This is a genomic window from Parundibacterium terreum (assembly GCF_014636315.1).
GTDB classification, from domain to species: domain Bacteria; phylum Pseudomonadota; class Gammaproteobacteria; order Burkholderiales; family Burkholderiaceae_D; genus Undibacterium; species Undibacterium terreum.
In genome coordinates this window covers 181,225-198,615 of record NZ_BMED01000005.1, presented here as the reverse complement: position 1 = coordinate 198,615, position 17,391 = coordinate 181,225, and the positions used below count along the sequence as shown (strand labels likewise).

Here is a 17,391-nt window from a genome sequence, read left to right as displayed (position 1 = left end):
TATCTGATCAAATCCTGCTATTGCTCAAGCGGAAATTCGCTCTTTCCTGGAAGATATCCACATGGATATCTTCCATCTCGCTCAATAAATACCCATTTAGACAAGCGCATCATATCATTTTGATGGCGTCAATTTTCCATTTTTTGCCATTTGAATAAGCTATCAAAGCGAGTATTCCGTGAAGCAACGCTTATCCAAAGGCTATAATACAGCTTGCAAATGGCTAGCCCAACTCCGCGAAAAGAGGGTTTTGCCGCATTTTATTTGCTTTATTCAGCGTATCCCTACTTAATGTGACTCCCGTGAATCCTTTTCTGAACAAGCTGCAACCTTATCCGTTTGAAAAATTGAAGCAGTTGTTTGCTGACGTTAAGCCCAATCCGGAATTCAAGGCGATCAGCCTGGGCATAGGCGAACCCAAGCATCCCACTCCAGCCCTGATCAAGCAGGCATTGACTGCGCACCTGGACGGACTGGCAAGCTACCCCTCCACAATGGGCTCGGAAGCCTTGCGCGCATCCATTTCACAATGGCTGGCCCGGCGCTACGCCATACCCGCACTTGATCCGGCGACCCAGATCCTGCCGGTCAACGGTTCCCGCGAGGCATTGTTTGCGCTGGCACAAACAGTCATCACCCCGGCAGCAGCACCGAATGGCTTGCCATTGGTTATTTGCCCTAATCCGTTCTACCAGATTTATGAAGGCGCGGCCTATCTGGCCGGCGCCGAACCGTATTTTGCAAACGCCGATCCTGCGCGCAATTTTTCCCCGGATTACAAAAGCATCCCGGCCGATGTCTGGTCCAGGGTGCAATTGCTGTATATCTGCTCGCCCGGCAATCCTACCGGTGCGGTGCTGACGCTGGAAGACTGGAAAGAATTGTTCGAGTTGTCGGATCGCTACGGTTTCGTCATTGCCGCCGATGAGTGCTATTCGGAAATTTATTTCAAGGCTGAAGCACCGTTAGGCAGCTTGCAGGCAGCCCGGGCCCTGGGCCGCGATTCCTACCCTCGCCTGATTACGCTATCCAGCCTGTCCAAGCGCTCCAATGTGCCGGGCATGCGCTCCGGCTTTGTAGCCGGCGATGCAGAAATCATCAAAAAATTCCTGCTGTACCGCACCTATCACGGCAGCGCGATGAGCCCAACCATACAATCGGCCTCCGTTGTTGCCTGGGATGATGAAGTCCATGTGCAAGAAAACCGTGATAAATATATCAAGAAATTTGCTCAGGTAACGCCGGTATTGCAAGAAGTGCTGGATGTCGGCCTGCCGGACGCCGGTTTTTACCTGTGGGCCAAGGTCGATAAACTGGTATCGATTTCAGACACCGAGTACGCCAAGCGCCTCTACCAAGAATATAATGTGACGGTATTGCCAGGCAGTTATCTGGCGCGCGATGCACACGGCATCAACCCCGGACAAAACCGCATCCGCATGGCCCTGGTGGCCGAAGTCGAAGAATGCATGGAAGCCGCCACGCGTATTGCCGCTTTTACCAAAAAGCTGGCATCCGCCTAAGACGCAAACCGAAATTAAAATTTACATCATCAGCAATTCAATCAACGCCAACATCTGAAACGTAGACATGACTCAACAATTACAGCAAATCATCGACCAAGCCTGGGAAGACCGCACCAGTTTTTCTCCTAAATCCGCGCCTGCAGAAATCCGTGAAGCAGTTGCTCACGTACTGCAAGAACTGGACAAAGGCAGCCTGCGCGTAGCGCAAAAGCTGGATGGCGCATGGCAAGTCAATCAATGGATCAAGAAGGCAGTTTTGCTGTCCTTCCGCCTGGAAGACAATATCGCAATGCCTGCCGGCGCCGACATGCAGTTCTACGACAAGGTTCCTACCAAGTTCGCCAACTATACCGCTGACGATTTCGCCAAGGGCGGCTTCCGCGTGGTACCGCCTGCAGTGGCGCGCCGCGGCAGCTTTATCGGCAAAAACGTGGTGCTGATGCCTTCCTATGTCAACATCGGCGCCTATGTCGATGAAGGCACGATGGTCGATACCTGGGCCACGGTCGGCTCTTGCGCACAGATCGGTAAAAACGTGCACTTGTCCGGCGGCGTAGGCATAGGCGGCGTATTGGAGCCTATGCAGGCCAACCCTACCATCATTGAAGACAACTGCTTCATCGGCGCCCGTTCCGAAGTGGTGGAAGGCGTTATCGTGGAAGAGAACTCGGTCATCTCCATGGGTGTGTATATAGGCCAATCGACCAAGATCTACGACCGTGCAACTGGCGAAGTGAGCTATGGCCGCATCCCTGCGGGTTCCGTGGTCGTATCCGGTAACCTGCCTTCCGCGGATGGCAAATACAGCCTGTATTGCGCAGTCATCGTCAAGAAAGTGGATGCGCAAACCCGCTCCAAAACCAGCATCAACGAATTGCTGCGCGGCGAGTAAGAACGCAAGTAAGCACACAAGTTAGCACGCAGACAGGCCGGCCATCTGCCCCCAGTTTTACAAACCGATGGGCATGATGGCCAGACCCGCCGCCCCGTTTTCTTCATCTTATTTTCTGATCAATAGCACGACAACAAGCTAGGACACGATTATGGCAATGGAACGTTTATTCCAGTTGATGAAGGAAAAGCACGCATCCGATATGTTCTTCGCGATGAACTCACCGATTCATCTCAAGATCAACGGTAATTTGCTGCCTATCAACCAGCAGAAAATGGATCAGGCCAATATCCTGTCCCTGCTCAACGAGGTAGTGTCACCTGAGCATATGCAGGTGCTGGAAAAAGAGAGTGAACTGAATATTGGTATAGGCGCACCGGGCATAGGCCGCTTCCGCCTTTCCGCCTTCAAGCAGCGCGGCAGTATTTCTGCGGTGCTGCGTTTCGTTCCAGGCCATATCCCGGCTATCGAAACGCTGCATTTGCCGCCGGTGTTGCCTGAGCTGATCATGGAAAAGCGCGGACTGATCCTGGTCGTAGGTGCAACCGGCTCCGGCAAATCGACTACGATTGCATCGATGCTGGACCACAGGAATGAAGTCAGGACCGGCCATATCCTGACGCTGGAAGATCCGATCGAATATCTCTTCAAGAGCAAAAAATCCATCGTCAACCAGCGTGAAATCGGCACTGACTCGGAAAGCCTTAAAACCGCTCTGAAAAACTCTTTGCGCCAGGCCCCGGACTGCATCCTGATCGGCGAGATCCGCGACCTGGAAACCATGCTGGCGGCGATCGCCTACGCGCAATCGGGCCACCTGGTGCTGGCAACGCTGCATGCGAATAATAGTTACCAGGCACTGAACCGTATCATCAGCTTCTTCCCTATGGAAAGCCGCACTGCATTGCTGCTGGATCTGTCTTCATCGATACGTGCGATCATCTCGCAGCGCCTGATACGTTCGATGGATGGCGGCCGCTGCCCTGCAGTGGAGATCATGCTGAATACTCGTTATGTGGCTGAATTGATTGAACAGGGCGACATCTTTGCGATCAAGGAAGCGATCGAGAAAAGCTTGTCCCCCGGCTCGCAAACCTTTGAGCGCGCGCTGATGCAGTTGATCAAGGATGGATTGATCAGCCAGGAAGAAGGCCTCGCCAACGCGGATTCAGCCAACAACCTGATGTGGCTGCTGAATAATGAAGCGGCTCAGGCACCGGTACAGGCAGAGCCTGAACCGGAAAAGAAGGATGAGGCATCGTTCACCGAGTTTACGCTGAACATGTAAAAAGGCAGCGAGCCCGGCGCCGGGGTGCCGGGTTCAAGCCGAGTTATAGCTGAGTTGTAGCCGACTTGCAGCAGCCTGTTCGGAGAGAAATAGACAAGAGAAATAAAGAGAACATGCAAAGTATCGTTTTATATGGCATTCCTAACTGCGACACCGTCAAGAAAGCCCGCACCTGGCTACAGGACAAGGGCGTCGATTTTGTATTTCATGACTTCAAGAAAAACGGGCTGGAACGCAGCACGGTAGAAGACTGGCTCAAGCACGTCAGCCTGGATGTACTGATCAACCGCAAGGGAACCACCTGGCGCGCACTCAGCGATGAGCAAAAGGCCTCGGCAGCAGACACGGATGCTGCCATCGCGCTGATGCTGACCTCCCCGTCCATCATCAAGCGGCCGGTGCTGCAGCAGGCGGATACGAAATCAGCCAAGGCGAAGCAGGTCGACGTCGGTTTTTCGGCGCAACAGTACGAACAACTTTTTAAGTAATTTCATGAGCAAAACACTTGCGCTGACCGAACAATTAATCGCACTGGATTCGGTCACCCCTGAAGACAAGGGCTGTCAGCAAACCCTGATTTCCTTGCTGGCCCCGATGGGTTTTCACTGCGAGACCATACAGTCCGGCGATGTAACCAATTTGTGGGCACGCCGCGGCACTGCACAGCCCCTGGTCGTCTTTGCCGGCCATACCGATGTGGTGCCTACCGGCCCGGTAGCCCAATGGCAGTCCGCCCCGTTCGTGCCCACCCACCGCGAAGGCAAGCTGTATGGACGCGGCGCGGCTGACATGAAAACCTCGATCGCAGCAATGGTGGTAGCGACGGAAGAATTCATCGCTGCCCACCCTGACCACAAGGGCTCTATCGGTTTCCTGATTACCAGCGACGAGGAAGGCCCGGCAACAGATGGCACGGTCGTGGTTTGCAACAAGCTGAAAGAACGCGGCGAACAACTGGACTACTGCATCGTCGGCGAGCCGACCTCGGTGGACGAACTGGGAGATACGATCAAGAACGGCAGGCGTGGCACCATGTCGGGCAAACTGACTGTCAAGGGCGTGCAAGGACATATCGCCTACCCGCAACTGGCAAAGAATCCCATCCATATGGCAGCACCGGCAATGGCCGAACTGGTTGCCGAAGTATGGGACCAGGGCAATGATTATTACCTGCCGACCTCGTGGCAAATGTCGAATATCCACGGCGGCACTGGCGCGTCCAATGTCATCCCTGGCGAAGTCGTGATCGATTTCAATTTCCGTTTTTCCACCGCCAGCACTGCAGAAGGCTTGCAACAGCGCGTGCATGCGATCCTGGACAAGCATGGGCTGGAATACGACCTGAAATGGACCGTCGGCGGCCATCCATTCCTGACCCCGAAAGGCGAGCTCAGCGATGCGCTGTCTGCTGCGATCAAAGCGGAAACCGGCGTGGAAACCGAGTTATCGACGACAGGAGGCACCTCGGATGGCCGTTTCATCGCCAAGATATGCCCGCAGGTAGTAGAATTTGGGCCTCCGAATGCCAGCATCCATAAAATCGATGAGCATGTGGAGGTACGTTACATCGATCCTTTGAAGAATATCTATCGCCGCACGCTGGAAAATCTGCTGGGCTGATTAGCCCGCGGACTGACCAGATACATGCCAGAACCACCAGCAGATAACACACTGAAGAACGCAACAAATGACACATTCATCCCTGCCCTTTTCCACCTTGCGAGATTTACTGCGCTATGCAGTCACCCGCTTTAATACTGCCAAGCTGTTCTTTGGCCATGGCAGTGCCGACGCACTGGATGAAGCTGCCTATCTGCTGCTGCACACTTTAAAGCTGCCGCTGGACAAGATAGATCCCTTCCTTGATGCAAAGCTGTTGCCGGAAGAGATAGAGGCTGTCCTGGCAGTCATAGAGCGCCGCGCGGTGGAACGCGTGCCGGCCTCATATATCACTAATGAAGCCTGGTTGGGCACTTACCGTTTTTACGTGGATGAGCGCGTAATCGTGCCGCGCTCCTTTATTGCAGAACTCATCCCCGAGCGTTTTTCACCATGGGTGGATGATGCTGAAGCTGTAGAAAATATCCTGGAACTGTGCACCGGCTCGGGCTGCCTGCCCATCATGCTGGCTGATGCATTCTCCAATGCACAAGTGGACGCAGTCGACATTTCCGCCGATGCGCTGGCAGTCGCGCGCCGCAATGTGGACGAGTATGAACTGCAAGACCGCGTAACGCTGATACAGTCCGACCTGTATGCCAATGTGCCTGACAAGAAGTATGACCTGATCATCACCAATCCGCCGTATGTGAATTCCGGCTCCATGGCAAAACTGCCGCAGGAATACCTGCACGAGCCGCAAATCGCATTGGCCGGCGGTAATGACGGTATGGATCTGGTGCGCAAGATAGTTGAAGGCGCCGGCAAGCGCCTGACGCCGAACGGCATCCTGATGGTGGAAATAGGTAATGAACGCGCTTTTGCAGAGCAGGCCTTTGCAGACCTGGATCTGACCTGGCTATCCACCAGCGCCGGCGACGACATGGTCTTTTTGCTGAATGCCAGCCAGTTGCAATAAGCTCAAAAAGCGGCAACACAGTAGCAAACCGGAATACCCGTTTTTCTTTACGCTGATTCAAAACCAGTATTTTTTAAAAGCACGATCAAGCTCGCGCAAGATGGGCTTTTGCCCACCTCTCTTAAAGTAATTCAATGATACGTTTTCTCCAAGTCGTTCTGGCCCGTGGCACCAAACCACTCTTTGACAGTGTGGATGTCACGCTTAACCCCGGCGACAAGATAGGCCTGATCGGCTCCAATGGCGCCGGCAAATCCAGTCTGTTCGCAATGCTGCGCGGCGAACTGCATCCCGACCAGGGCAGCATAGAGTTCCCCGCCAAATGGCAGCTTGCGCACGTAGCGCAGGAAACCCCGCCGCTGGAACGCTCGGCCATTGATTACGCGATAGACGGCGACGTCACATTGCGCAAACTAGAAGCACAACTGGCAGAGCTGGAGGCACAGCCCGAGACCCCGGAAAACGGCCTGGCCATAGGAGAAATCTACGGCGCGCTGGCAGATGCCGACGCGTACACGGTGCGTTCGCGCGGCGAGCAATTGCTGCTGGGACTGGGCTTCAGCCTGGATCAGATGGAACAATCGGTCGCCAACTTCTCCGGCGGCTGGCGTATGCGCCTGAATCTGGCGCAAGCGCTGATGTGCAAGTCCGACCTGCTATTGCTCGATGAACCGACCAATCACTTGGATCTGGATGCGATCATCTGGCTGGAAGACTGGCTCAAGCGCTATGAAGGCACGCTGATCATCATCTCGCATGACCGCGATTTCCTGGATGAAGTCGTCAATGTCGTCGTGCATATCGATGAAAGAAAACTGAAGCGCTATTCGGGCAACTATTCCGCGTTTGAGCGCCAGCGCATTGCGCAATTGATCCTGGCCCAGGGTACGATAGAAAAGCAAAACCGCAAGCGTGCCCATCTGCAATCCTTTATTGAGCGCTTCAAGGCCAAGGCCAGCAAGGCTAAACAGGCGCAGAGCCGGGTCAAGGCCCTCGCCAAGATGGAAGAGCTGGCGCCGTTGCGCGCTCAAGCTGAATTTTCTTTTGAATTCCGCGAGCCGCTCAGCGCGCCGAATCCTTTGCTGGTGATGGAAGATGTGGATGCAGGCTACCGCATGGAGTCGCAGACCGATCACAGCTTTACGGAAAAGAAAATCGTTTCCGGCATCAAGTTTTCCTTGCAAACCGGACAGCGCATCGGCCTGCTGGGTGTGAACGGCGCCGGTAAATCCACGCTGATCAAGACCATCGCCTGCGAGATTGCACCGCTGGCGGGCGACATGCATACCGGCAAGGGCCTGTCCATAGGTTACTTCGCCCAGCACCAGGTAGAAATGCTACGTCACGATGAATCGCCTTTGTGGCATCTGGCGCATATAGCGCCGAATGTGCGCGAACAGGAACTGCGCAACTTCCTGGGTGGATTCAATTTCCCCGGCACCATGGTCACCAGCCCGATAGCGCCCTTCTCCGGCGGCGAAAAGGCACGCCTGGCATTGGCGATGATCGTCTGGCAGCGCCCCAACCTGCTGCTGCTTGATGAACCGACCAACCATCTGGATCTGGAAACCCGTGAAGCGCTGACCGAAGCGCTGGCGCAGTTTGAAGGCACGCTGGTGGTGGTATCCCATGATCGTCATTTGCTGCGCGCCACGACCGACCAGTTCATCATCGTTGCCGACGGCAAGCTGCAGCCTTTTGACGGCGATCTGGATGATTACCGTGACTGGCTGTTCAAGAACAAGCTGGCCAAAGCGGCAGCCCCGGAACTGCCTGCAAAGAAAAAAGCAGAAGCGCTGCCGCAGGCCAAGCCGATTGCCGTCGCCGACAAAGCCGATGACAAGGAAAAACGCCGTCAATCTGCAGAAGAAAGGCAGCGCCTGTCTGCACAAAGAAAGCCGATAGAAAACCTGATCAAGAAGCTGGAAGACCAGATGGCCAAGCTGAACCTGCGCAAGCAGGAGATAGACGGCAAACTGGCAGACCAGACCATCTATGACGACGCGAACAAAGAAAAACTCAAGGCCCTGCTGGTAGACCAGGCCTATCTGCTGAAAGAACTGGAGCAGACAGAGGCAGACTGGTTGCAACAGCAGGAATATTTGGAACTCATCGCCTAATACACTCACTCAATGACATCAGCGACCGATCTGCCCCTGCAAGGAATCCGAGTTCTCGATCTGACCCGTTTGCTGCCAGGCCCGGTCGCCACCATGCACCTGGCGGACATGGGTGCTGAAGTCATCAAGATAGAAGACAAAGGCATAGGCGACTATGCGCGCAGCATGGGTTATGTGCGCAAGTCGGTATCGCAGTTTTTTGTCGCGGTGAACCGGGGCAAAGAATTCCTGTGCCTGGATTTGAAAGACGCAGCCAACCGCGAGCAGTTTCTGCAGATGGTCGATACGGCCGATGTTGTCGTCGAAAGTTTTCGCCCCGGCGTGATGGACAAGCTGGGCGTAGGCTGGGAAGTTTTAAAGCAGCGCAATCCCAGGCTCGTCATGTGCGCAATCTCCGGCTATGGCAAGGACGGCCCCTTTGCGCTGCTGGCTGGACATGACATCAACTACATAGGCTATGCCGGCATGCTAGACCAGAACGTCGGCCCGGACGGCGTGCCCGCACTGCCCAACCTGCAGGTCGGCGATCTGCTGGGCGGTGCACAAGCCGCTGTGCAAGGCATACTCGCCGCCATCATCGGCGCAAAGACCAGCGGCCACGGCCGCTTTGTCGATGTCTCCATGACCGATGCGGTCTTCGCCCACAACATCATGCCCCTGGTCGCCGTCAATAACTTCGGCAAGACTGCCGCGCCAGGCAAAGACCTGCTGACCGGCGGCGCAGCCTGCTACAACGTCTACCGTACCAGCGACGGCCGCTTCATGGCAGTAGGCGCATTGGAACCCAAGTTCTGGGAAGCCTGCTGCGATGTGCTGCAAAGGCCAGACTTCAAACCCCGGCACTGGGCTTACGGCCAGCGCGTGGGCGGCCAGGACGCGATGGCATTAAAGGCAGAACTGGACGCCATCTTTGCCGAACATGGCATGGCTTATTGGACCGAAAAATTTGCCGCAGCCGACTGCTGCGTCACCCCGATACTGCGCACCGAAGAAGCATTGGAACACCCTTTATTCCAGGCACGCAAAATGGCATTGAAAGCCTTGCATGAAACCGAGGGTGAGTACTGGGCGACTGGGACCAGCGTTAAATTTTCCAGCTAGTTACGGCGACAGCTTTGCACCTTCCCGCACGGCTTCAGAACAACGGACTCATAATCCGATGGTACCGTATTCGACTCACGGGAGGCCCGCCAGAATTTAGTAGTGACCATCACTACTGCCGTAAAATGAAAAACCCCGCAAAGCTAGTATCTACAAGGCTTTGCGGTTTTTTTCTTTTTGAACTTCAAAAAAATCTCCAGCTTAAATTTTCACGAAGGATGCCTAGTGTTAGTTCGTAAAAGTACACTTATTGGAATCATTGCCGCCATTCTCGGTATTTCAAGCGCAGCGGCATCGTCAGCAGCAACGGCAGAAAATGCGCCCGTCATATCACTTGACGAGATCTTTAAAGCTCCAACGTACTTTGGTTCTCAGCTAAGCCCATCTGGAAAATACATAGTCAGTCTCCGTCTGCACGATAGTAAGACAGCACTCTCCATTATCGATAATTCCAGCCAATCGCAGGAACAAAAGGAATTAGCGCTAGAGGCAAATTATGTTCCGAATGTTTTCTTCTTCGATCCGCAGAAAGACGATCTGTTTATATTTGCGACAGATATGAATCGCCGGACACCGGTGCTGCTAAAAGCTGACTTGCAACGTGCAAGCGCTGTGCTATTAGAGGAAAATCTTAAGCCGTCGTACATAAGCGTTTCCTGGGCCAATCAATATAGATTTCCCCAAATTGCTTTGATAGACAGCACGGATGGAAAACGATATCGAGTCTGGGACCAAGAGAATAGTATCTTCGTTACCGTCGACGCTATTGACGGTATTCGGCCAGTGGCTGTATTGCCTCACCATATGCCTGGATATATTGGGCAAAAAATGGAGGAAGGACAATTGGCGTGGTTTTTTGTTAATCAAGATAAGAGGCAGACGAGGCTGGCAACTCTGACTTCCAGTAAATCACCAGAAAAATGTGAGCTCATTTCAATTTATCAGGGTGGCGATAGAAAATATAAGGCGGCATTCTTAGGTGGAGATAGTACCGATTCGCTTGCGTTGTTTGAAGTGGATCTAGGTAGTGGTGATATCACTATATTGAGGTCAAATCGAGCCGACATACGTGATGCGATGATTTCACCGACAACGCACGTCCCCGATGCGGTGAAAACAGACTTTCAAAGTCCGGAGTGGATTTCTCTGACATCGGGAATCGCTCCCTTTATCGATAAGCTTTCTGAATTGCCGGGCTACTTGAGTGCCATTTCACGATCCAAGGATGATCGCATCTGGCTGGCGACTTTTTCGAATGAAAGTAACTTTAAGAAATACTACCTGTACGATACTAATCTCAATGAGATTAAGCCAATCCAGCAGCTGAACGAGGGTAATGCTCAGTTTTCAAATCCGTCGAGTATGCGGCCGTTTGTTTACAAAACAGCCGATAACGTCGAAATACTTTCATATCTGACGTTTCCGAGTAAGACTGGTTGTAATTCTAAGCATCGCTGCCCACTGGTAGTGAATTTACACGGTGGACCGAAAGCCAGGGACAGCATTGGATTTCAAAGGGAAAACGCTCTTCTTGCCAATAAAGGCTATGCAGTCCTTAATATTAATTATCGGGGCTCAAGAGGCTTTGGAAAAGTATTCGAGCATCTGTCGGACGGGGAATGGGGAGGGAGGATGCTGGACGACGTTGAAGACGTTACAAAGCATGTCCTCTCTTCAGGTAACTTCGATAGGCAAAGAGTGGCCGTCATTGGTGGTAGCCATGGCGTTTACCTCACGTTAATGGCGGCTACAGATGTACGCCAGGGGTTTAAATGTGCAGTAGCCTATTCAGCTACTGCAGATCTGGAGTCGTTTGTACGATTTAATGTGGCGAACAATAAAGCACTTGCCTATGATTTATATTCACAAATCGGCAACCCGGATTCAGAAGACGTTAGAAGCCGGATGGCTCAGCGATCGCCAATCTCTCGCACGAAAAACCTTACAGCTAAACTGTTGCTGCTCCACGGTGCGAAGGATAGATCGGCCTCAATAGATGATATTAAGGCGTTTGTGAACAGAGCCACAGAAGAAAAAATGCCCATAAGTTTCTTGGTTTTTCCCGAAGGCTCCCACTTTGTCTCACAGGGGCAAGCGCAACGGCCGTTTTATTTAGCGCTCGAAGGATTTCTAGACCAATGTTTGGAACAAAATGGTAAAAAGCCGAAACCGATCTATCTACCATCCGAAATAGTAACGATAGAAAAAGACGAAAACAAATCATTTACGAGTAAGAATAAACTGTAGGCGCGGTGCTCAAACCATAATTTTTCGAAATTCGGCAGTATTTGGGTCAAAGAAATCGTCCCTGACGAAATCGATTCATATTAGCTGTAGTAGCTGAGGCTTGATCTGGCCCGCCTGCCTACGCTGCCCAATAGCCGCATCGGGGAATTGTTGTGGCATCACTGGAATCGGCCGGCTATTCTTTGCCGTCATGGGAAGGTCAAATCCAAACCGAGCTTCCTGCCAAGGGCGAAGGTGACCAGCCCCAGGACCAGCAGCGCTAGCACGAAGACGATGGCCACCTTACCGCCGGCGCGTAGCACCGCGAGCTTATCCTTCAGCCTATTCCCCTGATCGTAATGCCACTTGATGGCGAAAAACATGCCTATGCCGAGCACGAGAGCCTTGAATGTAACTAAGACTATAGGGATCCAATCCATCATTTTGAGTATTTCCAGGCTATTACTTGACTATTTATCGTGAGGAGCACTACCTCAAAACGCTGCTTCAGCAGCTTCATTTTTTGTTCCAACCATTCCCCCAGGCATCCTGCTTGAATCTTTCTTTACATCCACCTGTGACATAACAAAGGCATCCAGCGGGGTGATTTACCGAATCCAGATGAGAGAGGAAAAAACCTCAGCAACTGCCATGCAAAGATGGTATTGCTGCAGGTTCTAAGACATACTACTTGAAAACAATTTCCATACATTGAGACAAAATGTCCCAGTTGAAAACCATACAAGATAAAAATTTGCCAATATGGTTACCTCGATTGGCCGCGCAAGGCGGGCCACGTTTTTTGCAGATTGCGGATGCGTTGCAGGCGGCGGTGGTAGACGGATCGCTGAAACCGGGTGACCGCCTACCACCGCAGCGCCAGTTGGCAGCACAGCTGGACGTCGACCTGACGACGATCACACGCGCATACGACGAAGCCAGGCGCCGCAACCTGTTGGAGGGGCGCGGCGCTCGAGGCACCTATGTCGCGGCGCCGAAAGTCGAATTGACCGCCATCCTCGACCTGAGCATGAATACCCCGCCACCGCCGGATGACGTGGACTTCGACGACATGTTGAAACAAGGTTTGTCTCAAGTACTGATGAGGGCAGATAGTGAATTGCTGATGACTTACCACTTGGGTGGAGGAAGCGACTCCGATCGTAAGGCTGGGGCCAAATGGCTGGCACCGATGCTTGGAAATCTGGATTCTCGACAGCTTGTTGTCTGTCCGGGTGCGCAAGCGGCTATCGCGGCATTGATCCTTGCGTTGACGGAGCCTGGCGATGTTATCCTGGCAGAGCCAACGACTTATCCCGGCTTGCGTGCCGCAGCGATCCAATTCGGCCGGCACATCATTGCGGTGGAAGCGGACAAGCACGGGATGATGCCTGAGATGCTGGAGGACGCATGCCGCCAGCACAAGCCTGGGCTGGTCTACCTCAATCCGACATTGCAGAACCCAACCGCCATCACCATGCCGGAACGCCGGCGCAAGGAGCTCGCCAGCATCGCGAAGCGCTGCAATGTACGCATCGTCGAGGACGATCCCTACTGGCTCCTGGCCGATGCCCCGCCGCCACCTATTGCCACGTTTGCCCCAGAACAGGTGTGCTACATCTCAACCCTGTCGAAATGCCTGACGCCCGGCTTGCGTGTCGCCTTCGTGTTAATACGCGATCCGCACGAGCGCGAACGTTTCCTGGTCGCGCTAAGATCATTTGCGCTGATGGTCACTCCTCTGACGGCCGCACTGGCCACTCAGTGGATACTCGACGGCTCGGCTGACGGATTGATGGAAGGCGTACGCAAAGAAGCGCGCCTGCGCCACCGGATGGCTAGCGATATTTTGGCGGGGCGGTACAGCGGCGCCGGAGACGGCTTGCATGTATGGATTGAGTTGCCGGCGTATTGGAACCCCTCACAGCTTGCACGTGCAGCCGACAGCGAAGGCATAGCAGTCACACCGGCGGAGGCATTCGCCACTGGCAGCGGATCCGTGAATGCAATTCGGATCTCTTTGGGTAGCATCAGGGACCGTGGGCGCTTACAGGCAGGTCTTCAAAGGCTGTCTCATCTGCTTGCGCGGCGACCCGAGTCGTTTAGCGCTGCTGTGGTTTAACTGCCCAGGAAACACTGTGCAGGAAACACTGTGCTTCCGCCGGGAGTTCTCTCAATGCGGCCGCACATTGGTTTGCTGCCCCAGAGTTTATTTATAGTAGTGAGCTTCGCGAGTGGAGTTTCACCCAGTTAATTTATTGACTTCATAACAAAACATTGTCACTATGTTACCATTCAGTGACAGTGCAGATAAGCAGACATGCTATTGGCTCAGTTGCGCGATTGTGTATCCGGTTTAAGAGTCCCCAGAGTCAGCCCTTGGCGGCCATTCATTTTATCCAGACCATCTTTATCATGAGATTTATCTCCAGAATCAGTTTACGCGCATTTTCATGGATGCAGATCGCCTTGTTGCTCGGGACAGTGATGCTAAGCGCTTGTGGCGGCAGTGGAGGTGGCAACACCAGTGATGCGGGTATTGCAGCACCCACAGGCCTGAACGGCACGCCTGCGGCAAAGCAGATCAACCTGCGCTGGGATACCAGCCCCGGCATGTCGTACACCGTCTATCTTGCAGCCGATCCCTCTGTCACGCCCGCGAATGCCGCCCAGCTACCGCAAGGACGATCCATTGCAAATGCAGTCTCGCCGCTCAACATTACCGGCCTGCTGAATGGGACGACGTATTCCCTGATCGTAGTCGCCAGCAAGGACGGAGCGTCCAGCCAGCCGAGCCAGGCTGTCAATGTTACCTTGGCCCCATCAGAGATCAAACTGGCGTTCGCGCCCCAGGTTTCCAAATTGCTTAGCGCAGTTGCCTATGGTAATGGGCGCTATGTCTCCGCAGTCGACCAAGGCTTCTATACGAGTACGGACGGCGTGAACTGGGCATTACAAAACTATATTTTCACATCCGGATTCCAGGACGTGATTTTCTCAGGCACCCAGTTTCTTGCGGTAGGAGAAAACGGTGCTTTTGCCACCAGCCCCGACGGTCTGGCATGGACCGCGCAAAGCACCGGCACTTGCTACAAGCTGAGCAAGCCCTTGTATGGCAATGGCACTTACCTCGTATATGGGCAAAGGGGAACGGCCTGCGGCGCCACGATAGACAAAGATGTCCTGTTCACCAGCAATGACGGTCAGCACTGGAACCAGCATGACTTGCTCATCGATCAGACCGGTTATCGCGTCTATCCGGATTTTTTTGCCGGCGGCAAATTTGTGACGGCGAACAGCCGCCAAATTTTCTCCAGTAGAAATGGAGTGGATTGGGACAGCACAACGATTGCCAACGTGCTCCAGATCCAAAATTTGACCTATGCAAACGGAAAATTCTTTGCTGTCCGCGCAAATATCAATGCCCTCCAGGGAGCAGCATCCGACTACCACATTTTGTGGAGCGACGATGCAGTTCACTGGAATGAAGCCCCCCAGCAGTTTAGTGATACTCACGGTCCCATTTTGTATGCCGGCAATCAATATGTCGCCCTCGGCCCTGCCAGTATCCTGACCAGTGCGGATGGCAAGACATGGACCGCGACGGCTTCACAACCCAACATCACTCCGGATAATGTGATCTATGCCAACGGCAAATTCGTCGGTTTTTCCGCTGTAGATCGCACACTGGCCAGCAGCACGGATGGCACTCACTGGACCCTTGCCGGTTATGATGTATCCAATACGCTAGGATCTACGGGCCTGCAAAATTTGGGCGGACGCTTTATTGCCGTTAACCGCACTGTGGACAATGGATCCAGCATCGTCAGTAGCACGGATACTCTCAACTGGACGCTGGCAACTCCCCTACTGCCTGAAGGCGGCACTACATTTTCAGCAAACGAGCATTTCTTCCAAGTGGCCCCCAACAAAATAGCTGTCAGCACCGACGGCTTGCGCTGGACAGCCAGCATGGTTCCTGGCGCCGATAATATCAGCGCTATCGTGTATGCCGACCAGCACTACACCGCAATAGGCAACCTGGCCACCTTTAGCAGCCCGGATGGCCTGGCCTGGACCCGTCACGACAATACCCTGCTACAAAGTCCGGCAGGCATGGTGTACGCGCAAGGCAAATATGTCGCTTTCACACGCGTCAGCATATTCACGCACGGAACAAAGATATTGACGAGTACTGACGGCATAAGCTGGAACAAGGCCTTTGATGACCCCACCAAAGATATCTACGCTATCGCCTTCGGCAACGGCCGCTTCGTCACGGTGGGCAGCGACGCTGCCACCTCCTTGAGCTGGATTATGAACAGCACCGACGGCGTCAATTGGGTAACTAATAGCCAGACCACGCCTAAGCTTAATATCGCCTGGGATATCTCTTTCGGCAACGGGGTCTTCGTCGCGAACTCTTACGGAAATATCTACACCAGCCCTGACGGCGCCAATTGGACTGCACGATCCATCCAGCTCCTGCCGGGTTCTTCGCTGTTCAACGTCAGTTATGGCGGTGGCCAGTTCATCGCCAGCGGCCTGCTCGACTTTGCGACCAGTGCGGATGGCATTACCTGGAAAGTACAACCCAGCATCACGAACCATCTGCCCAAAGCCGCGTATGCCAATGGCATCTGGCTTTTTTCCAGCCAGGTTATTGCGAATTAGTTGCCTCTGGTTCTGAAAACCATAGGCTGATATGTCGCCATATGGTTATGCCGTTACGCTGCTCTGCTTCCCTCCACGCCAAGATCATCAATCGGCAGACGGAGGGGAGCAGGGGAAATTTGAAGAGTGCCGAGAAATTTCTAAGACCGGATAATGGCGGGCGACGAGATGTACAAGCGTGGGCTTAGCCAGTCTGCAAACGCTCCAGATGCTTCCCTGCTTCCCGGTAAGTCAGCGCCGACAATTGCGCTTTGTTCTCCTCCAGAAAGCCGGCAACCATCCCCGCATCATGCCACGCATAATCACGTAAAGCCCAGCCTATCGCCTTGCGTATAAAAAATTCCTGCTCATGCGCGAGCTGCTTCGCATAGCGGAATAGCCTTTCAGTATTGGTATCGTCACGCCAGCCTAGCTGGTGGATCATTGCGATACGCCTTACCCACAAGTCCGAATGCTCCAGCGCCTCGTCCATGATCACCTGGACTTTGCCGTTGCTTGGCAGTTCACACTGCAAGATATCCCTTATCGCGCCGGACAAGCCATCCACGCTGTCCCACCAGGATTTCTTTTGTGCCAGAGTCAGCAAGTGAGGAACGTCCTTACTGCCCAGGCTGCGGCTATATTTGGAAAGGATATCTATAGCGACATACTGGTATTCCCTGTGCGGCAGGCGCCACAGGGCATCGGCAATGGCCAGCAGCTCTTTCGCTGACGCCGACTTCAATTCGCGCATCACAGCCGCCACCGCTGCCCGCCTTTGCGGTGTGGCGATACCCATATAGGAAAAATGTCCTTTCATATAGGCGGCCATGCCCTGTGCCCTGGCGGGATCTGCCCAGGGTTCAAGCGCAAGCTGTATCGCATTGCAAATCGCAGAGGTACTCATATCGGTATACGGAAACAAGGAATCAGACTGCCATCATAAGTGAAAATAAGTGAAAAATGGCGAACGGCAAGGCCGTTCGCCAGGGATGGATGCGGCTACT

The 17,391-nt window shown here is 53.6% G+C and carries 13 protein-coding genes; 11 read left to right on the top strand and 2 right to left on the bottom strand.

Going from position 1 to position 17,391, the window contains the following annotated elements; all coding sequences use genetic code 11:
- Positions 1-302: 302 nt before the first annotated feature.
- The 9 genes from dapC to IEW12_RS21605 all read left to right on the top strand — a co-directional run bounded on the left by dapC (position 303) and on the right by IEW12_RS21605 (position 11,752).
- Positions 303-1,523 (top strand): succinyldiaminopimelate transaminase, encoded by a 1,221-nt coding sequence (dapC, locus tag IEW12_RS21645; protein ID WP_188568202.1) that lies wholly within the window; start codon positions 303-305, stop codon positions 1,521-1,523.
- Between the two features lie 67 nt (positions 1,524-1,590).
- Complete coding sequence (dapD, locus tag IEW12_RS21640; RefSeq protein ID WP_188568201.1) at positions 1,591-2,418, top strand: 2,3,4,5-tetrahydropyridine-2,6-dicarboxylate N-succinyltransferase; 828 nt, start codon at positions 1,591-1,593, stop codon at positions 2,416-2,418.
- A gap of 151 nt (positions 2,419-2,569) precedes the next feature.
- Entirely contained in the window at positions 2,570-3,706 is a 1,137-nt protein-coding gene (locus IEW12_RS21635; protein ID WP_188568200.1) for a PilT/PilU family type 4a pilus ATPase, read from the top strand.
- A 113-nt stretch (positions 3,707-3,819) separates the two neighbouring features.
- Positions 3,820-4,194 (top strand): ArsC family reductase, encoded by a 375-nt coding sequence (locus tag IEW12_RS21630; RefSeq protein WP_188568199.1) that lies wholly within the window; start codon positions 3,820-3,822, stop codon positions 4,192-4,194.
- Positions 4,195-4,198: 4 nt separating this feature from the next.
- Positions 4,199-5,326: a succinyl-diaminopimelate desuccinylase gene (gene dapE / locus IEW12_RS21625; RefSeq protein ID WP_188568198.1), complete on the top strand. Its 1,128-nt coding sequence runs from the start codon at positions 4,199-4,201 to the stop codon at positions 5,324-5,326.
- Between the two features lie 67 nt (positions 5,327-5,393).
- Entirely contained in the window at positions 5,394-6,284 is an 891-nt protein-coding gene (gene prmB, locus IEW12_RS21620; RefSeq protein ID WP_188568197.1) for a 50S ribosomal protein L3 N(5)-glutamine methyltransferase, read from the top strand.
- A gap of 134 nt (positions 6,285-6,418) precedes the next feature.
- A complete protein-coding gene (locus tag IEW12_RS21615; RefSeq protein ID WP_188568196.1) occupies positions 6,419-8,404 on the top strand; it encodes an ATP-binding cassette domain-containing protein in 1,986 nt (661 codons plus the stop codon).
- Between the two features lie 12 nt (positions 8,405-8,416).
- Positions 8,417-9,505, top strand: coding sequence for a CaiB/BaiF CoA transferase family protein (locus tag IEW12_RS21610; protein WP_188568195.1), 1,089 nt, complete (start codon positions 8,417-8,419; stop codon positions 9,503-9,505).
- 225 nt (positions 9,506-9,730) lie between these two features.
- The gene (locus IEW12_RS21605; protein WP_188568194.1) at positions 9,731-11,752 is read left to right on the top strand and encodes an alpha/beta hydrolase family protein; all 2,022 of its coding nucleotides are present in this window, start codon (positions 9,731-9,733) and stop codon (positions 11,750-11,752) included.
- Positions 11,753-11,940: 188 nt separating this feature from the next.
- Here the strand turns inward: IEW12_RS21605 and IEW12_RS21600 are convergent, their stop codons facing one another.
- Complete coding sequence (locus IEW12_RS21600) at positions 11,941-12,174, bottom strand: hypothetical protein (RefSeq protein WP_188568193.1); 234 nt, start codon at positions 12,172-12,174, stop codon at positions 11,941-11,943.
- Between the two features lie 278 nt (positions 12,175-12,452).
- On the opposite strand from IEW12_RS21600, the gene IEW12_RS21595 reads away from it, so the two are divergent.
- Both IEW12_RS21595 and IEW12_RS21590 read left to right on the top strand, forming a co-directional pair.
- Positions 12,453-13,853, top strand: a complete 1,401-nt coding sequence (locus tag IEW12_RS21595) for an aminotransferase-like domain-containing protein (protein WP_188568192.1) — start codon at positions 12,453-12,455, stop codon at positions 13,851-13,853.
- Positions 13,854-14,146: 293 nt separating this feature from the next.
- Positions 14,147-16,405 (top strand): sialidase family protein, encoded by a 2,259-nt coding sequence (locus IEW12_RS21590; RefSeq protein ID WP_188568191.1) that lies wholly within the window; start codon positions 14,147-14,149, stop codon positions 16,403-16,405.
- A gap of 184 nt (positions 16,406-16,589) precedes the next feature.
- Here the strand turns inward: IEW12_RS21590 and IEW12_RS21585 are convergent, their stop codons facing one another.
- Complete coding sequence (locus IEW12_RS21585) at positions 16,590-17,291, bottom strand: DNA alkylation repair protein (RefSeq protein ID WP_188568190.1); 702 nt, start codon at positions 17,289-17,291, stop codon at positions 16,590-16,592.
- Positions 17,292-17,391 lie beyond the last annotated feature (100 nt).